The following is a 16,614-nucleotide window of genomic DNA, read 5'->3' as shown; positions in this document are numbered from 1 at the left end:
ACGTTCGGCCGCCCAGGTGATCTCGTGCGTCGAATTCCCCAGCGCACCGACGCTTCGCGGTCGGCTCCAGCAAGAGCACACCGAGTCGGGCGCCGGGGCCGGAACGCGGCGGAACCGGCGTTCCGGGCGCGGGACCAGCGCGGACCGGTGCGTTCGGGGAACGCGGTCCGGCGAGCCGCCCTCGACGGCTAGGCTCTGGCCCGCAGTCGGGCACGAGGAGCAGCAGGACGCATGACGCACCGGGGACGCAGCACCGCACCATCCGTCCACTTCGGACGAACGGCGGGTGCGGCATGACACGTCCTCCCTGGCCACCGCCACCGCAGCGACCGCCCGCTCCACCGCCGTTCCCCCCGCAGTTCGCGTACCCGCCGCCCGCGCCCCGACCGAGGCGGGTCGGCGTGGTCGTGGCGCTGGTGCTGGTCGGCGTCGTCGTGCTGGTGGGCGCGATCAGCGCCGTCGCGCTGGGCATGGCCTCGTCGCACCGCGCCGCCCCCGGCCACGACGTCCCGGCCTCCGGGACGTCCGCACCCGGGACCACCGAGCCGAGCGAGACGACGACCTCCGCGACCAGCACCGCGGAGAGCAGCGAGCCGGCGAGCACCGCGCAACGCGCCCCGCAGCCCCGACCGGTGGCCGCGCTCGGCGACAACCCCCTCAACGTCCCCGGCAACGGCGCGGTGAACACGCCGTGCGACCTGCCGCCGTTCGCCACCGACCCCGGATCGCAGGACGCGTTCTACCAGGCGCTGGTGCCGTGCCTGATGCGGGCGTGGGCGCCCGCCCTGGAGACGGCGAACATGCCGGTCCGCACCCCGCAGGTCGTCACCACCGCCGCGGACGTCGAGACGCCGTGCGGCAGGCGCGCGTGGAACGAGACGGCGATGTTCTGCCCGCGCGACAACACGATCTACATGACGGCGCGCTACTACTCCGAGGTCGAGGGGCGCACCCAGGCCGGCGCCTACCTGGGGCAGTTCGCGCACGAGTTCGGCCACGCGATCCAGGCCATGAGCGGGATCAGCGGCGCCTACAACGACGCCTCGGCCGAGGCGGGCGAGGGCACGCCGAAGGGCCAGGAGCTGACCCGGCGCTCGGAGTTGCAGGCGACCTGCTACGAGGGGATGTCGCTGGCCGCGCTGCAGAACGGCGGGGTCGGCGACGACTACATCTTCCCGGCGTTGCAGGACTCGGCCAACCGCGGCGACGAGTACACCGGGGCGCACGACCACGGCAGCCTGGCGACCAACAAGACCTGGATCGACCAGGGCTTTTACCAGAACCGCGTGACCGCGTGCAACACCTGGCTGGCCGCCCCGTCCGAAGTGGACTGATTCACGGGCGGCGCAGTCGCAGCATGACGGCGTAGCCGCCGCCCGCGACGGCGGCCACGGTCGCCAGCACCCAGGTGACCCGGCTGCTCAGCTGGTCGACCTGCGGAGTCGCGCCGTCGGCCGGGCGGACCACGAAATCCGCCCCGGGTGCGCGGGGCACCACCACGTCGAGCCGCTGTCCGCGGTTGTGCCCGCAGCCGTCGAAGCGCGCCTTGCGCTCCACCCCGCCGACGCGCACCGCCACCAGGTCGCCCGGGGAGTTCCCGCCGCACGGCCGGGACTCGACCACGGTGGCCGTCGTCCGGCGCAGCTCCGTGGTGTCGCGGGCGTTCAACAGCGGCCACAGGACGACGGCGAGCGCGGCGAGCCCGAGCAGCGTCAGCACCAGCAGGATCGGCGCCACCGCCGCCGAACCTCGTCGCCTACCCACGCCGACGAATATTCCAGACGCCGGCGGTCGGCGTCCGGCCCGGCCCGGCGGGCGCCTGCTTCGTCCGCCGCGTCGCCGCCGTCACTTTTGGGGCGACTGCGGGCGATTCGCACTCGCGCTCCGGCGCTTCACGGCTCGGCGGGGGTGACCTTCTTGACGTAGAGCAGCCGGTCACCGGCCTCGATGGCGTCGGCTTCGGGCGCGTCGACGCGGTAGAGGCGTCCGTCGCGGACCACGCCGAGCACGATGTCCGGCAGGTGGCGCGGCGACCCGCCGACCTCCTGCTGCTCCACCTCGCGCTCGGAGATGGCCAGGCCCGCGTCCGGGGTGAGCAGGTCCTCGAACATCTCCACCACGGACGGCGTGGAGGTCGCCATGCCCAGCAGCCGTCCCGCGGTCTCGCTGGACACCACGACCGAGTCCGCTCCGGACTGCCGCAGCAGGTGCACGTTCTCGGCCTCCCGCACGGCGGCGACGATCTGCGCCTTCGGCGCGAGTTCCCGCGCGGTCAGGGTGACCAGGACGGCCGTGTCGTCGCGGGCGGGGGCCACCACGATCGCCCGGGCCCGCGCCACACCGGCGACGCGCAGCACGTCGGAGCGGGTGCCGGAGCCGTTGACGGTGACCAGGCCGAGCGAGGAGGCGGTCTCCAGCGCGGCCTGGTTGGTGTCGACGACCACGATCCGCCCGGGGTCGGCGTCCTCGCCGAGCAGTGCGGTGACCGCCGAGCGGCCCTTGGTTCCGTATCCGATGACGACCACGTGGTCGCGCACCCTGGACCTCCAGCGTTGGATCTTCATTGCCTGCCGGGAGCGCTCGGTGAGCACTTCCAGCGTGGTCCCGACCAGGACGATCAGGAACAGCACCCGCAGCGGGGTGATGACCAGCACGTTGACCAGGCGGGCGAGCGGGGTGACCGGGGTGATGTCGCCGTAGCCGGTGGTCGACAGCGAGACGGTGGCGTAGTAGATGCAGTCGAGCACGCTGAGCGGGCCGCCCGCGGCGTCGCGGTAGCCGTCCCGGCCGAAGTAGACGAGCAGCACGGTGGCCGTCAGCGCGAGGATCGCCCAGATGATGCGGCGGACGATGGACCGCAGCGGGCTGACCGTCGACGCGGGCATCCGGATGACGCCGACGAGGGCGTGGTCCGGGCGCTGGGTGAGCACGTCGGTGCGCTCGTCGTCCGAACGCCCGCCGATGAACGGGTGCGGCAGTTTCTTCGGCCGACGTCGGATCATGTTCCCGGCTCCCGGCTGCGGGCGGCTTGCTCGGTGGTCACGGCGCACGACAGTAACCGCCGCCGCGCCGCTGGGCTGCGGCGGGCGGGCCGCCGCGGAAATGGTCGAGACCTTGTCGGCCGGGCGGTCTCGCGGCTTACCATTTACCGGTGCAGCAGCTTGAGCACGCCGCCAGCGCTCTCGGTTGGGACGGCCGACTGGTACCGGATGTCGAAGTGCTCGGGAGCCGGTTCGCGGCGGTGGCGCGCGTCCGGCCCGATGTGCACCGCTGGCGCCGGGAGCACGGGTGGGCCCCCGAGCTCAACCCAACGTGGTTCCGGTCCTGGTCGGAGCCGGCCATGCACGACCAGCTCCCGGTCGCGGCCGTGGACCTGCTGGGCATCCTGGTCCCGGTCTCGCACGCGCGCCACGCGCTGCGCGCGTGCGGGACGCTCATGACGCTCGCGCCGTGCGCGGTGGTGCTGCCGCCGGACCACCGGTACCGGCCGGTGCCGATGCTGGAGTTGGACTACTACGGCATCGGCGCGGTGAACGCGGGCTTCGACGGTCCGGCGGAGCTGGTGATCAGCCCGGAGAACCGGGCCGCGGAGTTCGGTTCGTCGATGTTCGGCCGCTGGCTGCTGGAAGTCCTCTACTCCAAGATGCTGGAGCACGACCCCCGGCTCACCGAGAACGCCTGAGGTCCGCGACCGGTTCCGGGAGCGACCGCGCGACGAGGCGGCAGCGCCGTCCTCAGGCGATGACGTATTCGTGCCAGTTGAGGTTTTCCGGGTTCCAGCGCATGCCGCGGCCTTCTTTGAGGGAGCGCAGCGCCTGCATGGTGTGCGGCCAGCGGCGGACGACGTTGGCGAGCGCCACCGGTGTCATCAGGTCGGCGGTGCGCCGGTGGTCGCCGGGGCCGAGCAGGGCGGTGCCACCGGGCGTGTCGATGATGTCGGTCAGCGGCACCTCGCCGGACAGCGCGGCCTTCTCGACGCTGACGACGTGGTGCGGCTGGAGGTCCTCGGGCCAGGAGCTGCGGTCGATGTCGGTGGCGACGGGCTGTTCGCAGTTGCCGCAGGTGCACTCGAACTCGCCGGACCACCCGTGCTGCTTCCACAGCCAGACCGCGGTCCCGCCGGTGTCCAAATTAGACAGTGCGGCGACGTGCGGCCAGGCGCCGACGACGGCGCCGAGCAGAGTCGTCTTCGCGGGTTTGCGGTCCGCGCCGGGCCCGTCGAACGACCAGGTCCCCTCGTCGTCGCGGTGCACCCGGACCAGCGGTGCGCGCAGCGAGAGGACGTCCTCGTCGACGCGCACTTCGGTTTCCGGCGGGGTCTTGAGCTTCCAGTCCGTGTTCATCGCGGGCATGTTCGTCCGCCGGACGCCCCGGACTCAAGCTTCGCCACTCGAACGTGTGGCGAGGTGGGGTCACTCCGCGGCGGGCACCGAGGCGATGAGTCCGCGCAGTCCGTCCGCGTCGAGCAGGTCGGTCGGCCGCAGCGTGTGGTCGTGCCGCACGTAGTGGAACGCGGCGCGGACCCGTTCCAGGGGTGCTCCGGACAGCTCCGCCCAGGCCAGCCGGTAGGCGGCCAGCTGCACGGACAGGGCGGGGACGCGGTCCTCGCCGGGCACCGCACCGGTTTTCCAGTCCACGACCGTCCAACCGCCGTCCGGGTCGGCGAACACCGCGTCCATCCGGCCGCGCACGACCAGACCGTCGACCTGGGTCTCGAACGGCACCTCGACGCGGTGCGGGGTGCGTTCGGCCCACTCGCTGGCCAGGAAGGCGCGTTGCAGTTCGGCCAGGTTCTCGTGCGCGGGCGCGGAATCGTCCGCGGCGCCGGGCAGTTCGTCGAGGTCCAGCAGTGCGGTCGAGGTGAACCGGTGCTCCAGCCAGGCGTGGAACGCGGTGCCGCGCCGGGCCATCGGGTTCGGCGGGAACGGCAGCGGGCGGCGCAGGCCGCGGGCGAGGGCGGCGGCGTCCCCGGCGAGGTCGACGAGCTGGCTGACGGACAGGTGCTCGGGCAGCCGGACCTGTTCGCGTCGCCGCGCCGCGGCAGCGCGTTCGGCGAGCAGCACGTCGACGTCGCGCGCCCAGCCGTCCTCGTCGTCCTCTTCGGACTCCCCTGAGTCCACTTCGGACATCGCGGCGAGCACGAGGGCGGCGCCCTCGGCGACGGCCGCGCGCCGCTGCCCGAGCGGGTCGACCGGCCACTCGGCGCTGCGCACCGCCTCGGCGAGCGGATTCCCCTCGTCCTCGGCGGGTTCCGGCGCCATCCGGTCGACCACGCCCGCCCCGGTCGCGCGCAGCACTCCCGCGAGGTCCACCAGGAAATCCGAGGGTCCCTTGGGCTTGTCGCCGCCCTCGGCCCACCAGTGCCCGGACAGCAGCAGCGTGCGCTCCGCGCGGGTCACCGCGACGTAGAGCAGGCGGCGTTCCTCGGCGAGGCGGCGCTCCTCGAACTCCTCGTCGTGCAGGCGCAGCGCCTCGGTGAGCTCCTTGCGGTCCACGCCTTCCAGCCGGTCGAGGTCCAGCTCGGGGAGGTCCTGGGCGTCGCCGCGCAGTTCGGCGGGCAACTCGGTGACCGTGCGCAGCCAGGACGACGCCTTGCGCCGCCCCGGGAACACGTCGCGCACCAGGTGCGGAACCGCCACGACCTCCCACTCCAGGCCCTTGGCGGCGTGCACGGTGAGCACCTGGACCCGGTCCTCGGCGACCTCGACCTCCCCGGGTTCCAAGCCGTCCTCGGCGCGTTCGGCCGCCGCCAGGTAGTCGAGCAGCTCGCGCAGCGACGCGGACGGGCTGGCGGTGGCGAAGTCGGTGACCACGTCGGCGAACGCGTCCAGGTGGATGCGCCCGGCGCCGACCGGCCGCGCCATGCTCTCGATGTCCAGCAGCAACGTCCGCTCGACGTCGGCCACCAGCTCGGGCAGCGGCTGTTCGAGGCGGCGCCGCAGCGCGGCGAGTTCGCCGCCCAACCGCCGGATGCGGCGGTACCCGTCGGCGGAGTAGCGCTCCGGATCCCCCGGATCGTCCAGCGCGTCGACGAGCCCGGCCTGTTCGGCGTTCTCGCCGGGCAGCGCCGCGGTGACGACGGCGGCCGGATCCGCGGTCCCGGTCTGCGCCGCCCCCTGCTCGCCGAGCTCGCGGGCCCGGTCCCACAGCGCGGCGACGTCGGCGGCACCGATGCGCCAGCGCGATCCGGTCAGCAGCCGCATCGCCGCCGTCCCGGCGAGCGGGTCGACGAGCACCCGCAGCGCGCTGACGAGGTCGCGCACCTCGGCCTCGTCGAGCAGTCCCCCGATGCCGACGACCTCGACCGGCAGGCCGCGCTCGCGCAGCGCGGCGGCGATGTCGGCCATGTCGGCACGGCGCCGCACGAGCACGGCGGCGGTGGGTGGCCGGCCGTCCGCGTCCAGCGCGGCGTGCCACCGGGCGGCGACCTGGTCGGCGACCCAATCGCGTTCCTGGCGCACGTCCTCGGTGAGGGCCAACCGGATGTCACCGGCTTCGGCGTCGTCGCGGGCCCGCAGTTCGTCGACTTCCAGGCCGGTGCTGCGCAGCGGCTCGGAGACCGCGTTGGCCAGCCGCAGGACCTCGGCGGGGTTGCGGAAGCTGGTCAGCAGGCCGTACTGGCGGGCGGGGGCGCGGCGTTCCCCCTCGATCCGGGGGAAGTCGGTGGTGAACCGCGGCAGGTTGGCCGCGCTCGCGCCGCGCCAGCCGTAGATCGCCTGGGCGGGGTCGCCGACGGCGGTCACCGGCAGCGGCTCGCCCCGCCCGAACAGCGACCGCAGCAGCACGCGTTGCGCGTGCCCGGTGTCCTGGTACTCGTCGAGCAGCACCGCGCCGTACCGCTCGCGTTCCCCGGCGACGACCTCGGGGTGCTCGGCGGCGAGGACCGCCGCCAGCGACATCTGGTCGGCGAAGTCCATCGCGCCGTCGCGCCGCTTGCGCTGCGCGTACTCCTCGACCAGCGGCAGCAGCGCCACCCGCAGCCGCTGCGCGGCGAGGACCTTCCGCAGCTCCTCGGGCAGGTTGGTGCGCTGCCCCTTGGCGCGCGGCGCGTTCTCGACCGCGCGGCAGAGGCGTTCGGCGTGGCCGCGCAGTTGCTCGGGGTCCACGAGGTGTTCGGCGAGTTCCCCGGCCAGCGACAGCAGGTACCCGGTCACGGTGGACGGGACCTTGTCGGTGTCCAGGTCCTCGGTCCAGGAGGCGACGACGCGGTGCGCGAGGTGCCACGCCGCGGTTTCGGTCAGCAGCCGGGCCCCCGGTTCGACGGGTACGCGCAGGCCGTGCTCGGCGACCAGCCGCCCGGCGTAGGCGTGGTAGGTCAGCACCGTCGGCTCCCCGGTGAGCACCGACGACCGCAGCTCGCCGCTGGGATCCACCTCGTCGAGCAGCCCGGAACCGGCGAGCCGGCGCAGCCGGGCCCGCACCCGGTCGGCGAGCTGCCGGGCGGCCTTGCGGGTGAACGTCAGGCCGAGCACGCGTTCCGGGCTGACCAGCTGGTTCGCCACCAGCCAGACGACGCGCGCGGCCATCGTCTCGGTCTTGCCCGCCCCCGCGCCTGCGACGACGAGGGCGGGTTCGGCAGGCGCGGCGACGACCTCGGCCTGCTCGGGCGTGGGCGGGTGCAGCCCGAGTGCCTGGGCGATCCGATGTGGACTGATCACTGGGCGACCTGCCTCCCCGCCGGGTGCACCGGGCAGCAGGTCCGGGCCGGGCAGCGCGGGCAGTCGGAGTTCTCGTTGGCCACGTAGGCCGGTCCGAGGCTCGCCGCGGCGGCGGAGTGCACCACGTCCAGCCAGACCTGGATCCTTTCGGGGTCCAGCGCCCGCTGTCCGCGTTCGGTGGCGGCGCCGGTGCGGTCGGACTTGGCGACGTACAGCAGCCGGGCCCCGCCCGGTTCGGCGGATCCGCCGTCGTCGAAGGCGCCGAGCGCGGCGGCCAGCTGGTACACCGCCAGCTGCGGGTGCTCCTCGGCGTCGTTCCTGCTGACCGGGTTCTTGCCGGTCTTGACGTCGACGACGACCGGGCGCCCCTCGGCGTCGCGTTCGAGGCGGTCGACGCGCCCGCGCAACCGCAGCCACGGTCCACCGGCGCGGGCGGGGACCGTCACGTCCAGGTCCTTCTCCACCCCGGCCTGGGTCAGTTCACCGCGGGACTGGTCCAGCCAGCCGAGGAACGCCTCGACCATCCCCTCGACGCGCCTGCGCTCCCGCCGGGAGAACCACGGCGCTCCCGCGTCCACCGACTTCCACGCCTCGTCCAGCGCCGCGCGCAACTGCTCCGGGTCCGCGCCGTCCGCGGCGACCTGGACCAGCGCGTGCACCAGGCTCCCGGTGACGGAGGCGAGTTCGGCGACGTCCTGCCCGCCGTGCCGTTCCACCATCCACCGCAGCGGGCACTTGCTGAGCGTGTCCACAGTGGACGGGGAGACGCGGACGGCCTCCTCCGCGGCCACCAGCGGCGCGGTGCTGGACGGATCCGGCAGGCCGTACCAGGAGTCCGGGTGCGCCCCCGGCACCCCGGCCGCGGCCAGTCGCGCCAGCTGCGCCGCGGCCCGCCTGCGCCGCTGCGGATCCGCCTCCGGGTCGCACACCACCCGGCGCAGCTCGCCGACCAGGTCGGCGATCGCGAGCCCGCGCTGCGGGGGCTCGACCGGCCGCTCCGCGGCGTCCGGGTCGCTGACCACGCCGTCGAGTTCGTCGAGGAACCGGGACGGCTGCTCATCCTCCCCGCGCACCGCGCTGACCAGCAGTGTCCGCCGCGCCCGGCTGGCGGCCACGAGCAGCAGCCGCCGCTCCTCGGCCAGCAGCGGCGCGGTCGCCGAGACCTCGGCGTCCACTCCGGACAGCAGGTCGACGAGCCGTTCGGTGCCCAGCAGCGAGCCGCGCAACCGCAGGTCCGGCCAGATCCCCTCCTGCACGCCGGGGATCGCGACGACCTCCCACTCCTGCCCGGCGGCGGTGTGCGCGGTGAGCACGGACACGGCGTTGTCGCGCGGCGCGGCCGGGGCCAGTGAACTCCCGGAGATGCGCTGGGATTCGAGGTGGTCGGCGAAGCCCGCCACGTCGTCGCCGGGCCAGCGGTCGGTGTGCTGCGCGGCGGCGTCGAACAGCGCCACGACGGCGTCGAGGTCCCGGTCCGCCTGAGCCCCGGCCGCGCCGCCGCGCTCGGTGAGCGCCAGCCACCGCTGCTCCAGTCCGGTGGCCTTCCACACCGTCCACAACGTCTCCTCGACCGTCCGTCCTCGGTCGACGGACTCGGCCGCGATCCGCAGCAGGTTGGCGATGCGCCGGGCGGGCTGCGCGGCGGAGTCCTCCAGCGCCGCGAGCTTGTCGTCCTCCCGCAGCACCTCGACCAGCAGCTCGCTGCTGGCGCGGGCACCGCCGGAGGCCAGTTCCAGGCGGCGCAGCCCGCGCCGCAGCCGCCGCAGTTCCAACGGGTCCGCGCCGCCGAGGGACGAGGTGAGCAGCCGCTCGGCGGCCTCGGCGTCGAGCTCGTGCGGACGCGCAGCGCAGCGCAGCAGCGTCAGCAGCGGACGGACGGCGGGCCGCTGCGCCAGCGGCGAGTCGTCCACCGGCAACGCGATGGGCACCCCGGCCGCCAGCAGCGCCCGCCGCAGCACGGGCAGCGACAGGCCGGTCGAGCGCACCACGACCGCCATGTCCGACCACGCGACCCCGTCGACCAGGTGCGCCCGGCGCAGCTGGTCGGCGACCCACGCCGCCTCCTGCGCCTCGGTCGGCAGCAGCCGGACGTGCACCGCGCCGTCCCGCGGCTGGTCCGGTTCGACCAGTTCGCGCTGCGGTCCGGAACCCGGCAGCCGCGCGGCGAGCCGCTGCACCGCTTCCCGGACCGCTTTGGACATCCGGTGGTCGACGGTGAGCACCTCGGTGCTCGTGCCGTCCGGATCGGCGTCGACGAGGCACCGCGGGTCGGCGCCGCGGAACGAGAAGACCGCCTGGTCCGGGTCTCCGGCCAGCAGGTACTCGGAGGCCGTGCCGCCGAGCATCCCGATCAGCCGGAACTGCTGCGGGTCGAGGTGCTGACCGTCGTCGACCAGCAGGTACCGGACGCGTTCGCGCTCCGCGCGCAGCAGGTCGGGGTCGGAGTCCAGCGCCAGCAGCGCCGAGTTCACCAGTTCGGCGGCGTCCAGTTCGGCGGGCTGCGAGCCGCCCGCACCGCGCAGCAGCGTGACCTGCTCGTACTGCCGGGCGAACTTCCCGGCCGCGATCCACTCCGGACGGTCGTGCCGCCGACCGAGCTCGATCAACTCGGCCGGGCCCAGCCCGCGTTCGGCGGCCCGCAGCAGCAGATCGCGCAGTTCCTCGGCGAATCCGGGGACGGTCAGCGCGGGGCGCAGCGGCTCCGGCCAGTCCCTCGCCCCGTCCTCGACGTCGCCGTCCAGCAGCCGCCGCACGAGGGCGTCCTGGTCCGGTCCGCTGAGGAGCTTCGGCGGCGGTAGCCGGTCGCGCACGGCCTGCAACCGCAGCACGGAGAACGCGTAGGAGTGCACCGTGCGGACCAGCGGCTCCGGCGCGGTGCGCAGCTCCGCCGACTCGGCGGTGAGCCGCCGGGTGATCTCGGTGCGCATCCGCGCGGCGGCGCGTCGGCTCGCGGTGAGCACCAGCACGTTCTCCGGCGATGCGCCGCGGTCGCGGATGCGCTCGGCGGCGACCTCGGCGAGCAGCGTGCTCTTGCCGGTCCCGGGTCCACCGAGGACCCGCAGGAACCCGCCGCCGTGCGCGAGGACGCGGTCCCCGGCCGCCCCCCAGGACAGTCGCCGCGGACCGGTGCCGGTGCGGCGGACGAGCACGGGAGCGGTCGGGGATGGCACGCACCGATGGAACCACGCGCCGCCGACACGCCTGGCAAGCGGTTCGGGTCAGGCTCCGGTCAACCGACTCTTAACTGAACCTTTTGGTGGTACAAACCAATTTCGCCCTCTGCGAAGGTGCGGATCAACCGCGGACTCCCCCGCCCGCGGTGACCCCGAAAAAACGCGCGCCCCCGAGCGCGACCACCTTCCAGGAGGACACGTGAGAAAGGTCCGGAAGAACCTGCTGACCTGGGCCGGAGCCGGTGCCGCCGCGGCGTTCGCGGTGGCTCTCGGCGCCGCCCCCGCGCTGAGCGCCCCCGCGCACTCCTCCCCCGACGCCGCCGCCTCCCCGGTGGCCGCCTCCCCGTACCTCTACCTCGGCTGGGGCAATCCGCCGAAGCCGAGCGAGGTGATGAAGGCGACCGGCGTGAAGGACTTCACCCTGGCGTTCGTCCTCGCCGACGGCTCCTGCAACCCCAGTTGGGACGGCACCCGGCCGCTGGACGCCGACAAAGCGGCCATCGAGGAGATCCGCTCCGCGGGCGGCGACGTCATCCCGTCCGTGGGTGGCTACAACGGCAGCAAGCTCGGCGAGGTCTGCCAGGACGCCCAGTCGCTCGCGGGCGCCTACCAGAAGGTCCTGGACGCCTACCAGCTCAAGGCGATCGACATCGACATCGAGGCCAACGAGTTCGAGAACGACGCCTCGCAGCAGCGCGTGCTGGAGGCGCTGAAGATCCTCAAGGAGAAGAACCCCGGCGTGCGCACGGTGGTGACGTTCCCGACGCTGAACACCGGCCCGAACGACGTCGGCAAGCGGCTGATCGCCAAGGCCAAGGAGGTCGGCGCGGACGTCGACGTCTGGACGCAGATGCCGTTCGACTTCGGCGGCAACGACATGGCGCAGGACACCATCAAGGCCACCGAGGCGCTCAAGGACCTGCTCAAGAGCACCTTCGGCTACAGCGACGCCGACGCCTACGCGCACACCGGCATCTCGTCGATGAACGGCAAGACGGACCAGAGCGAGACCGTCGACCAGGCGGCGTTCGGCAAGATCGCCGACTACGCCAAGCAGAAGGGCCTGGGACGCCTGAGCTTCTGGTCGGTCAACCGGGACCGGTCGTGCCAGGGCGGCGGTGCGGCGTCCGACTCGTGCAGCGGCATCGACCAGCAGCCGTGGGAGTTCACCAAGATCGTCGCCGGCTTCGCCGGTTGATGAGGGACGGTTCCCCGGGCACCCGGCCCCGCCGGGCGCCCCGGGGCACCGGCCACAATCGACGGCATGGACGAGGAAACGGTCGAGCAGGTGCGCGCGGTCGTCGCGGCCATCCCACCGGGGCGGGTGCTCGCCTACGGCGACGTCGCCGAACTCGCGGGCCTGCGCTCGGCCCGCCTGGTCGGCCGCATCCTGGCCGAGGACGGCGCCGACCTGCCGTGGCACCGCGTGCTCCGCTCCAACGGCACGGTCGCCGACCACCTCCGCCACCGGCAGCTGGAACTCCTCCGCGCCGAAGGTGTCCTCGCCGACGGCGCCCGCGTCGACATGCGCACCTACCGCTGGGGCGGCTAGCGCGTGTTTTCTAAGCGGCGTCAGCCGCTTTCTCCTTCGGTGAGCGGTCTCGCAACCGGCACCGCCACGCACAGCATCCGAAACACTCCCTAGCTCCCGGGTGCGGCCCGCCACCTCGGCAGTTGCTCGGACACCAGGCGCACCAGCGCCGCCGTCCGGGACCGGTCGGGCAGTGCGCAGGGGATGTCGGCGGCCACCAGCGGCGCCGCCGTGACCGGACCGACGCAGGCGACGAACACGCTGCCGCGCAAGGACTTCCGCAGCTCCTCGCCCCGCCCGGTGCGGTCCGCGCGGCCCAGCGCGTTCGCGGCGGCCGGGGCGCTGGTGAACGTCAGCGCGTCGACCTCACCCGCGATGACCGCGTCGAGCAACCGGTCCAGCGCGGGCAGGTCGACCGGGTCGGTCCAGCGGTACACGCGCACCGGGAGGACCTCGGCACCCGCCCGGCGCAGCCGTTCCCGGAACTCCGCCATGGGTTCGCCGTGCACCTGGACCACGACGCGCTTGCCGTCGACGCCCCGGGACAGCAGGTGGTCGAGCACTTCGCGGGACTCCTCGGTGGGCGAGGTCCACGCCGCGTCGCCGAGTCCGCCACCGCGGAGCGCGCCGCGCGCCTTCGCCCCGCGCGCCACCAGCTCGGCCGATCGCAGGTGCTCGCGCAACCGCGCCCCGAGCCCGAGTTGGTCGGCGGCCTCCAACCAGCCGCGGAAGCCGACCCCGGTGATGGCGACGACGTGGTCGACCGGCGCGGCCAGCACCGCCTCGGTCGCCGCGACGAGCTCGCCGTCCTCCGGCAACGGCACGGTGTGCATCGCGGCGGCGCGCAGCACGCGCGCTCCGCGCCGCTCGAACAGTGCGGAGATCTCATCGGCCTTGCGCTCTGCGGTCACCCCGACGGTGCAGCCGCGCAACGGTGTTCCTTCGTGCACGGCACCATCGTCACACGCCGTCAGAGCACTTCGAGCACCATCTGCGAGGCCCGTTCCAGGCCGCTCAGCGACTCGGACGTGGAGCGCGGGTGCAGCGCGTGCACCGCGAGCCGGAACAGCAGCGCCCGCAGCAGCGCCTGCGGCCATTCCGACAGGTGCGACCACCGCTCGACGATGTTCGGATCGGCGCCGCCCCAGGCCAGCGCGTCGATGACGGCGACCGCGGCCGCCCACTCGGCGGGCCGCCAGTACGGGTTGAAGTCGATGATCCCGGGCGGCCCGTCGTCGCCGAACAGCACGTTGCCGAACAGGTCGCCGTGCACCACCTGCGGCCGCAGCTCGACGTCGCGGCGCGACCCGGCGAGCACGTCGTAGAGCCGTCCGCCCTTCTCCTGCGGCAGCACGTACTCCTCGTCACCCCACGCCATCCGGTCCGCGACCGCGTAGATGTCCTGCCGGGCGTCGAGGAACCGGGGGCGGGCCAGGAACCGGCTCGCGGAGTGCAGCCGCAGCGACATGGCCACCACGTCGTCGTGCCGCGGTTCGGGCCGTCCGGGCAGGTTCCGGCTGGCCGACCAGCCGGACACCACGTAGCGCCCGTCGGTGGAGCGCACCGGCCGGGACACCCGCACGTCCTCGGGCTCCAGCAGGTCGAGCGTCTGCGCCACCCACGCGGCCTCCGCCGTGTTGGCGGCCGGTTTGAGCACCACGTCCCCGCACCGCCAGGCGACCGCGCCCTCCAGCAGCTCGGGTTCTTCGACGCGCGCACCGAATGCCGCGCGCACGTGCGGCGGTGGCGGCTCCGGCGTAGGGATCACGGTCCAGACGCTACCTCGATGACGGCCGATTCCGTAGCAGGCGCTCCGGACGCACGTGCCGCGAAGCGGCGGCGCGGGGTTCCCGGAAGCCGGGAACCCCGCGACCCGCCGGGCGTCAGTACGTCGGCAGGCTCGGGTCGACCTCGGTGGCCCAGCCCAGGACACCGCCGCCGACGTGCACGGCGTCGGCGAAGCCGGCCTTGTGCAGCGCGGCCAGCGCCTCGGCCGAGCGCCCGCCGGACTTGCAGTGCAGGACGATCTTGCGGTCCTGCGGCAGCTCCGACAGCGCCTCGCCGGACAGGATGCGGTCCTTCGGGATCAGCTTCGAGCCGTCGATCTTGACGATCTCGTACTCGTGCGGCTCCCGGACGTCGATGAGCTCGAAGTCCTCGCCCCGGTCGAACATCTCCTTGAGCTCGCGCGGGGTGATGGTGCTGTTCACCGCGGCCTGCTGGGCGTCGTCGGACACCACGCCGCAGAACGACTCGTAGTCGATCAGCTCCTTGACCGGCTCGGCGTTCGGGTCCTTGCGGATCTTGACTGTCCGGTAGCTCATCTCCAGCGCGTCGTAGATCATCAGGCGGCCCAGCAGCGTCTCACCGATGCCGGTGATCAGCTTGATCGCCTCGTTGACCATGATCGACCCGATGGACGCGCACAGGACACCGAGCACCCCGCCCTCAGCGCAGGACGGCACCATGCCGGGCGGCGGCGGCTCGGGGTACAGGTCGCGGTAGTTCGGGCCGTACTGGTCCCAGAACACGCTCGCCTGGCCCTCGAACCGGAAGATCGAGCCCCACACGTACGGCTTGCCCAGCAGCACCGCCGCGTCGTTGACCAGGTAGCGGGTGGCGAAGTTGTCGGTGCCGTCCAGGATCAGGTCGTAGTCGCGGAAGATGTCGAGCGCGTTGTCCGACGTCAGGTGCGTCTGGTGCAGGTTGACCTGGACGAACGGGTTGACCTCGGCGATGGAGTCGCGCGCCGACTCCGCTTTCGGCCGCCCCAGGTCGGACTGGCCGTGGATGACCTGGCGGTGCAGGTTGGACTCGTCGACCGCGTCGAACTCGACGATGCCGAGGGTGCCGACTCCGGCGGCGGCGAGGTACAGCAGCGCCGGGCTGCCGAGCCCGCCGGCGCCGACGACCAGCACCTTGGCGTTCTTCAGCCGCTTCTGCCCCTCCACCCCGACGTCCGGGATGATCAGGTGGCGGCTGTAGCGCGCGACCTCTTCCTTGGTCAGCTCCTCCGCCGGTTCGACCAGCGGCGGCAGCGACGTTGCGCCGGACATTCCCAGCTCCTCCTCGATGGTCGGTACCGGCCGCACAGCGGCGAGCACCTCAAGCGTCCCCGCGAAGCCGTGACGACCCCGCGGAATCTGCAACGCAAGATTGGCCGATGGCCTTCCGCATCCCAAGCTACTCCCACGATCCGGGAGCGGAGGTGACCGGTCTCACCTTTCAGTGGTGGGGGTCACCGACCGGGAACGGCCAGGCGTTGGGGCGGCACACGAAGCCGTCGGCGGGGATGAAGGTGCCCTGGTCGGCCACCTTGTTCAGCTCGTGCAGCTCGTTGTTCGACACGCTGAACGACTGCTGCATCATCACCGGCGCCAGCGCCCCCGGCGCGGGGCAGCCGACGTGCTTGTTGCCGAAGACGTGCCCGACCTCGTGGTTGATCGCGTAGCGCCGGTAGGTGCCGATGTCGCCCTGGAAGGCCACCGCGCCCCGGATCCAGCGGGCCGCGTTGAGGTAGACCATCTCCCCCTTGCGGCACGAGCTGTCGAACGGCACGCCGTCGCTGTAGTCGCACGCCTCCCGCGCGGTCTGCTGGCTGACCAGGATGACCCGGAAGTCCGGCCGCGGTCCGGAGGCGTCCACCCGCTGCAACGAGATCCCGCCCGCCTGCGGGTTGGTCCAGCTGCGCGGATCGGACAACGTCTCCTGCACGAGGTTGCCGAAGCTGTCGTTGCCCTCGGACAGCTGGACGCCGACCTCGACCTCCACGCTGTAGCGGTAGAGGTGGCCCTGCCCGATGACCGGCGAGTGCCCCGGCAGCACCTGGAACGTGCGCGCGCCCGCCTGCGGGATCGGTGCGCCGGGCGGCAGGTCCGCGGAGAACATGCCCGGGTCGTACTTCTGCCCCGGCGGGGCCTCGGTGACGATCGGCTGCTCGGGGTTCTGCGCGAGGTTCGTGGGTTTGTCGTCGCTGGTCCGACTGCTGCCGGGCCCCACGGTCTGGAAGACCGCGAGCGCGCTGACCACGATGAGCAGCGGAACGGCGTAGATCCGCCACCCGTAGCGGGACAGCACCCCTCGTCGGCGTTCGCCGTCCGCGCCCTCCTCGTCGGACTCGGCCGCCGGCCGCCAGGACGCGGCGAGGGGCTCGCCCCGGTCCCGATCCTCGGTGCGTCGCCGCCGACCATCGGACGACGAGCGGGAACCACGAGGTCGGTGGGGCGGGAGGGTCACAGTTCCTAGAGTGCCA

At 73.3% G+C, this 16,614-nt stretch carries 13 protein-coding genes; 4 read left to right on the top strand and 9 right to left on the bottom strand.

The window, feature by feature from the left end; genetic code table 11:
• The first annotated feature begins 401 nt into the window (after positions 1-401).
• The gene (locus tag NV263_RS04170; RefSeq protein ID WP_263251182.1) at positions 402-1,334 is read left to right on the top strand and encodes a neutral zinc metallopeptidase; all 933 of its coding nucleotides are present in this window, start codon (positions 402-404) and stop codon (positions 1,332-1,334) included.
• 1 nt (position 1,335) lies between these two features.
• Here the strand turns inward: NV263_RS04170 and NV263_RS04165 are convergent, their stop codons facing one another.
• Together NV263_RS04165 and NV263_RS04160 are read right to left on the bottom strand one after the other, a co-directional pair.
• Positions 1,336-1,764: a hypothetical protein gene (locus tag NV263_RS04165; RefSeq protein ID WP_263251180.1), complete on the bottom strand. Its 429-nt coding sequence runs from the start codon at positions 1,762-1,764 to the stop codon at positions 1,336-1,338.
• 128 nt (positions 1,765-1,892) lie between these two features.
• Complete coding sequence (locus NV263_RS04160; RefSeq protein WP_380756937.1) at positions 1,893-2,885, bottom strand: potassium channel family protein; 993 nt, start codon at positions 2,883-2,885, stop codon at positions 1,893-1,895.
• Between the two features lie 266 nt (positions 2,886-3,151).
• Between NV263_RS04160 and NV263_RS04155 the strand changes: the two genes are divergently transcribed.
• On the top strand, positions 3,152-3,682 hold the full coding sequence (locus NV263_RS04155) for a hypothetical protein (RefSeq protein ID WP_263251176.1): 531 nt from the start codon (positions 3,152-3,154) through the stop codon (positions 3,680-3,682).
• Positions 3,683-3,734: 52 nt separating this feature from the next.
• Here the strand turns inward: NV263_RS04155 and NV263_RS04150 are convergent, their stop codons facing one another.
• The 3 genes from NV263_RS04150 to NV263_RS04140 form a co-directional block, all read right to left on the bottom strand.
• Positions 3,735-4,343, bottom strand: coding sequence for a hypothetical protein (locus NV263_RS04150; protein ID WP_263251174.1), 609 nt, complete (start codon positions 4,341-4,343; stop codon positions 3,735-3,737).
• Between the two features lie 69 nt (positions 4,344-4,412).
• Positions 4,413-7,658: an ATP-dependent helicase gene (locus tag NV263_RS04145; protein WP_263251173.1), complete on the bottom strand. Its 3,246-nt coding sequence runs from the start codon at positions 7,656-7,658 to the stop codon at positions 4,413-4,415.
• Positions 7,655-10,828 (bottom strand): ATP-dependent helicase, encoded by a 3,174-nt coding sequence (locus NV263_RS04140; RefSeq protein ID WP_397545614.1) that lies wholly within the window; start codon positions 10,826-10,828, stop codon positions 7,655-7,657. The genes NV263_RS04145 and NV263_RS04140 overlap by 4 nt, the downstream gene beginning before the upstream one ends.
• A 202-nt stretch (positions 10,829-11,030) precedes the next feature.
• On the opposite strand from NV263_RS04140, the gene NV263_RS04135 reads away from it, so the two are divergent.
• Together NV263_RS04135 and NV263_RS04130 are read left to right on the top strand one after the other, a co-directional pair.
• Complete coding sequence (locus NV263_RS04135; RefSeq protein WP_263251171.1) at positions 11,031-12,029, top strand: chitinase; 999 nt, start codon at positions 11,031-11,033, stop codon at positions 12,027-12,029.
• Between the two features lie 66 nt (positions 12,030-12,095).
• Entirely contained in the window at positions 12,096-12,383 is a 288-nt protein-coding gene (locus NV263_RS04130) for an MGMT family protein (protein WP_263251170.1), read from the top strand.
• Positions 12,384-12,472: 89 nt separating this feature from the next.
• Here NV263_RS04130 and NV263_RS04125 read toward each other — a convergent pair whose 3' ends face one another.
• The 4 genes from NV263_RS04125 to NV263_RS04110 form a co-directional block, all read right to left on the bottom strand.
• The gene (locus NV263_RS04125) at positions 12,473-13,312 is read right to left on the bottom strand and encodes a uroporphyrinogen-III synthase (RefSeq protein WP_263251169.1); all 840 of its coding nucleotides are present in this window, start codon (positions 13,310-13,312) and stop codon (positions 12,473-12,475) included.
• Positions 13,313-13,332: 20 nt separating this feature from the next.
• On the bottom strand, positions 13,333-14,097 hold the full coding sequence (locus NV263_RS04120) for a TIGR02569 family protein (protein WP_380756934.1): 765 nt from the start codon (positions 14,095-14,097) through the stop codon (positions 13,333-13,335).
• Positions 14,098-14,245: 148 nt separating this feature from the next.
• Positions 14,246-15,418, bottom strand: coding sequence for an adenylyltransferase/sulfurtransferase MoeZ (moeZ, locus tag NV263_RS04115; protein ID WP_263251166.1), 1,173 nt, complete (start codon positions 15,416-15,418; stop codon positions 14,246-14,248).
• Positions 15,419-15,587: 169 nt separating this feature from the next.
• Positions 15,588-16,598, bottom strand: coding sequence for a DUF3152 domain-containing protein (locus NV263_RS04110; protein ID WP_263251165.1), 1,011 nt, complete (start codon positions 16,596-16,598; stop codon positions 15,588-15,590).
• Positions 16,599-16,614 lie beyond the last annotated feature (16 nt).

The sequence above is a fragment of the Saccharopolyspora rosea genome (genome assembly GCF_025643595.1).
Lineage (GTDB): Bacteria > Actinomycetota > Actinomycetes > Mycobacteriales > Pseudonocardiaceae > Saccharopolyspora > Saccharopolyspora rosea.
The sequence above is the reverse complement of the archived record's forward strand: the minus strand, read 5'-3'. Positions and strand labels throughout refer to the sequence as shown.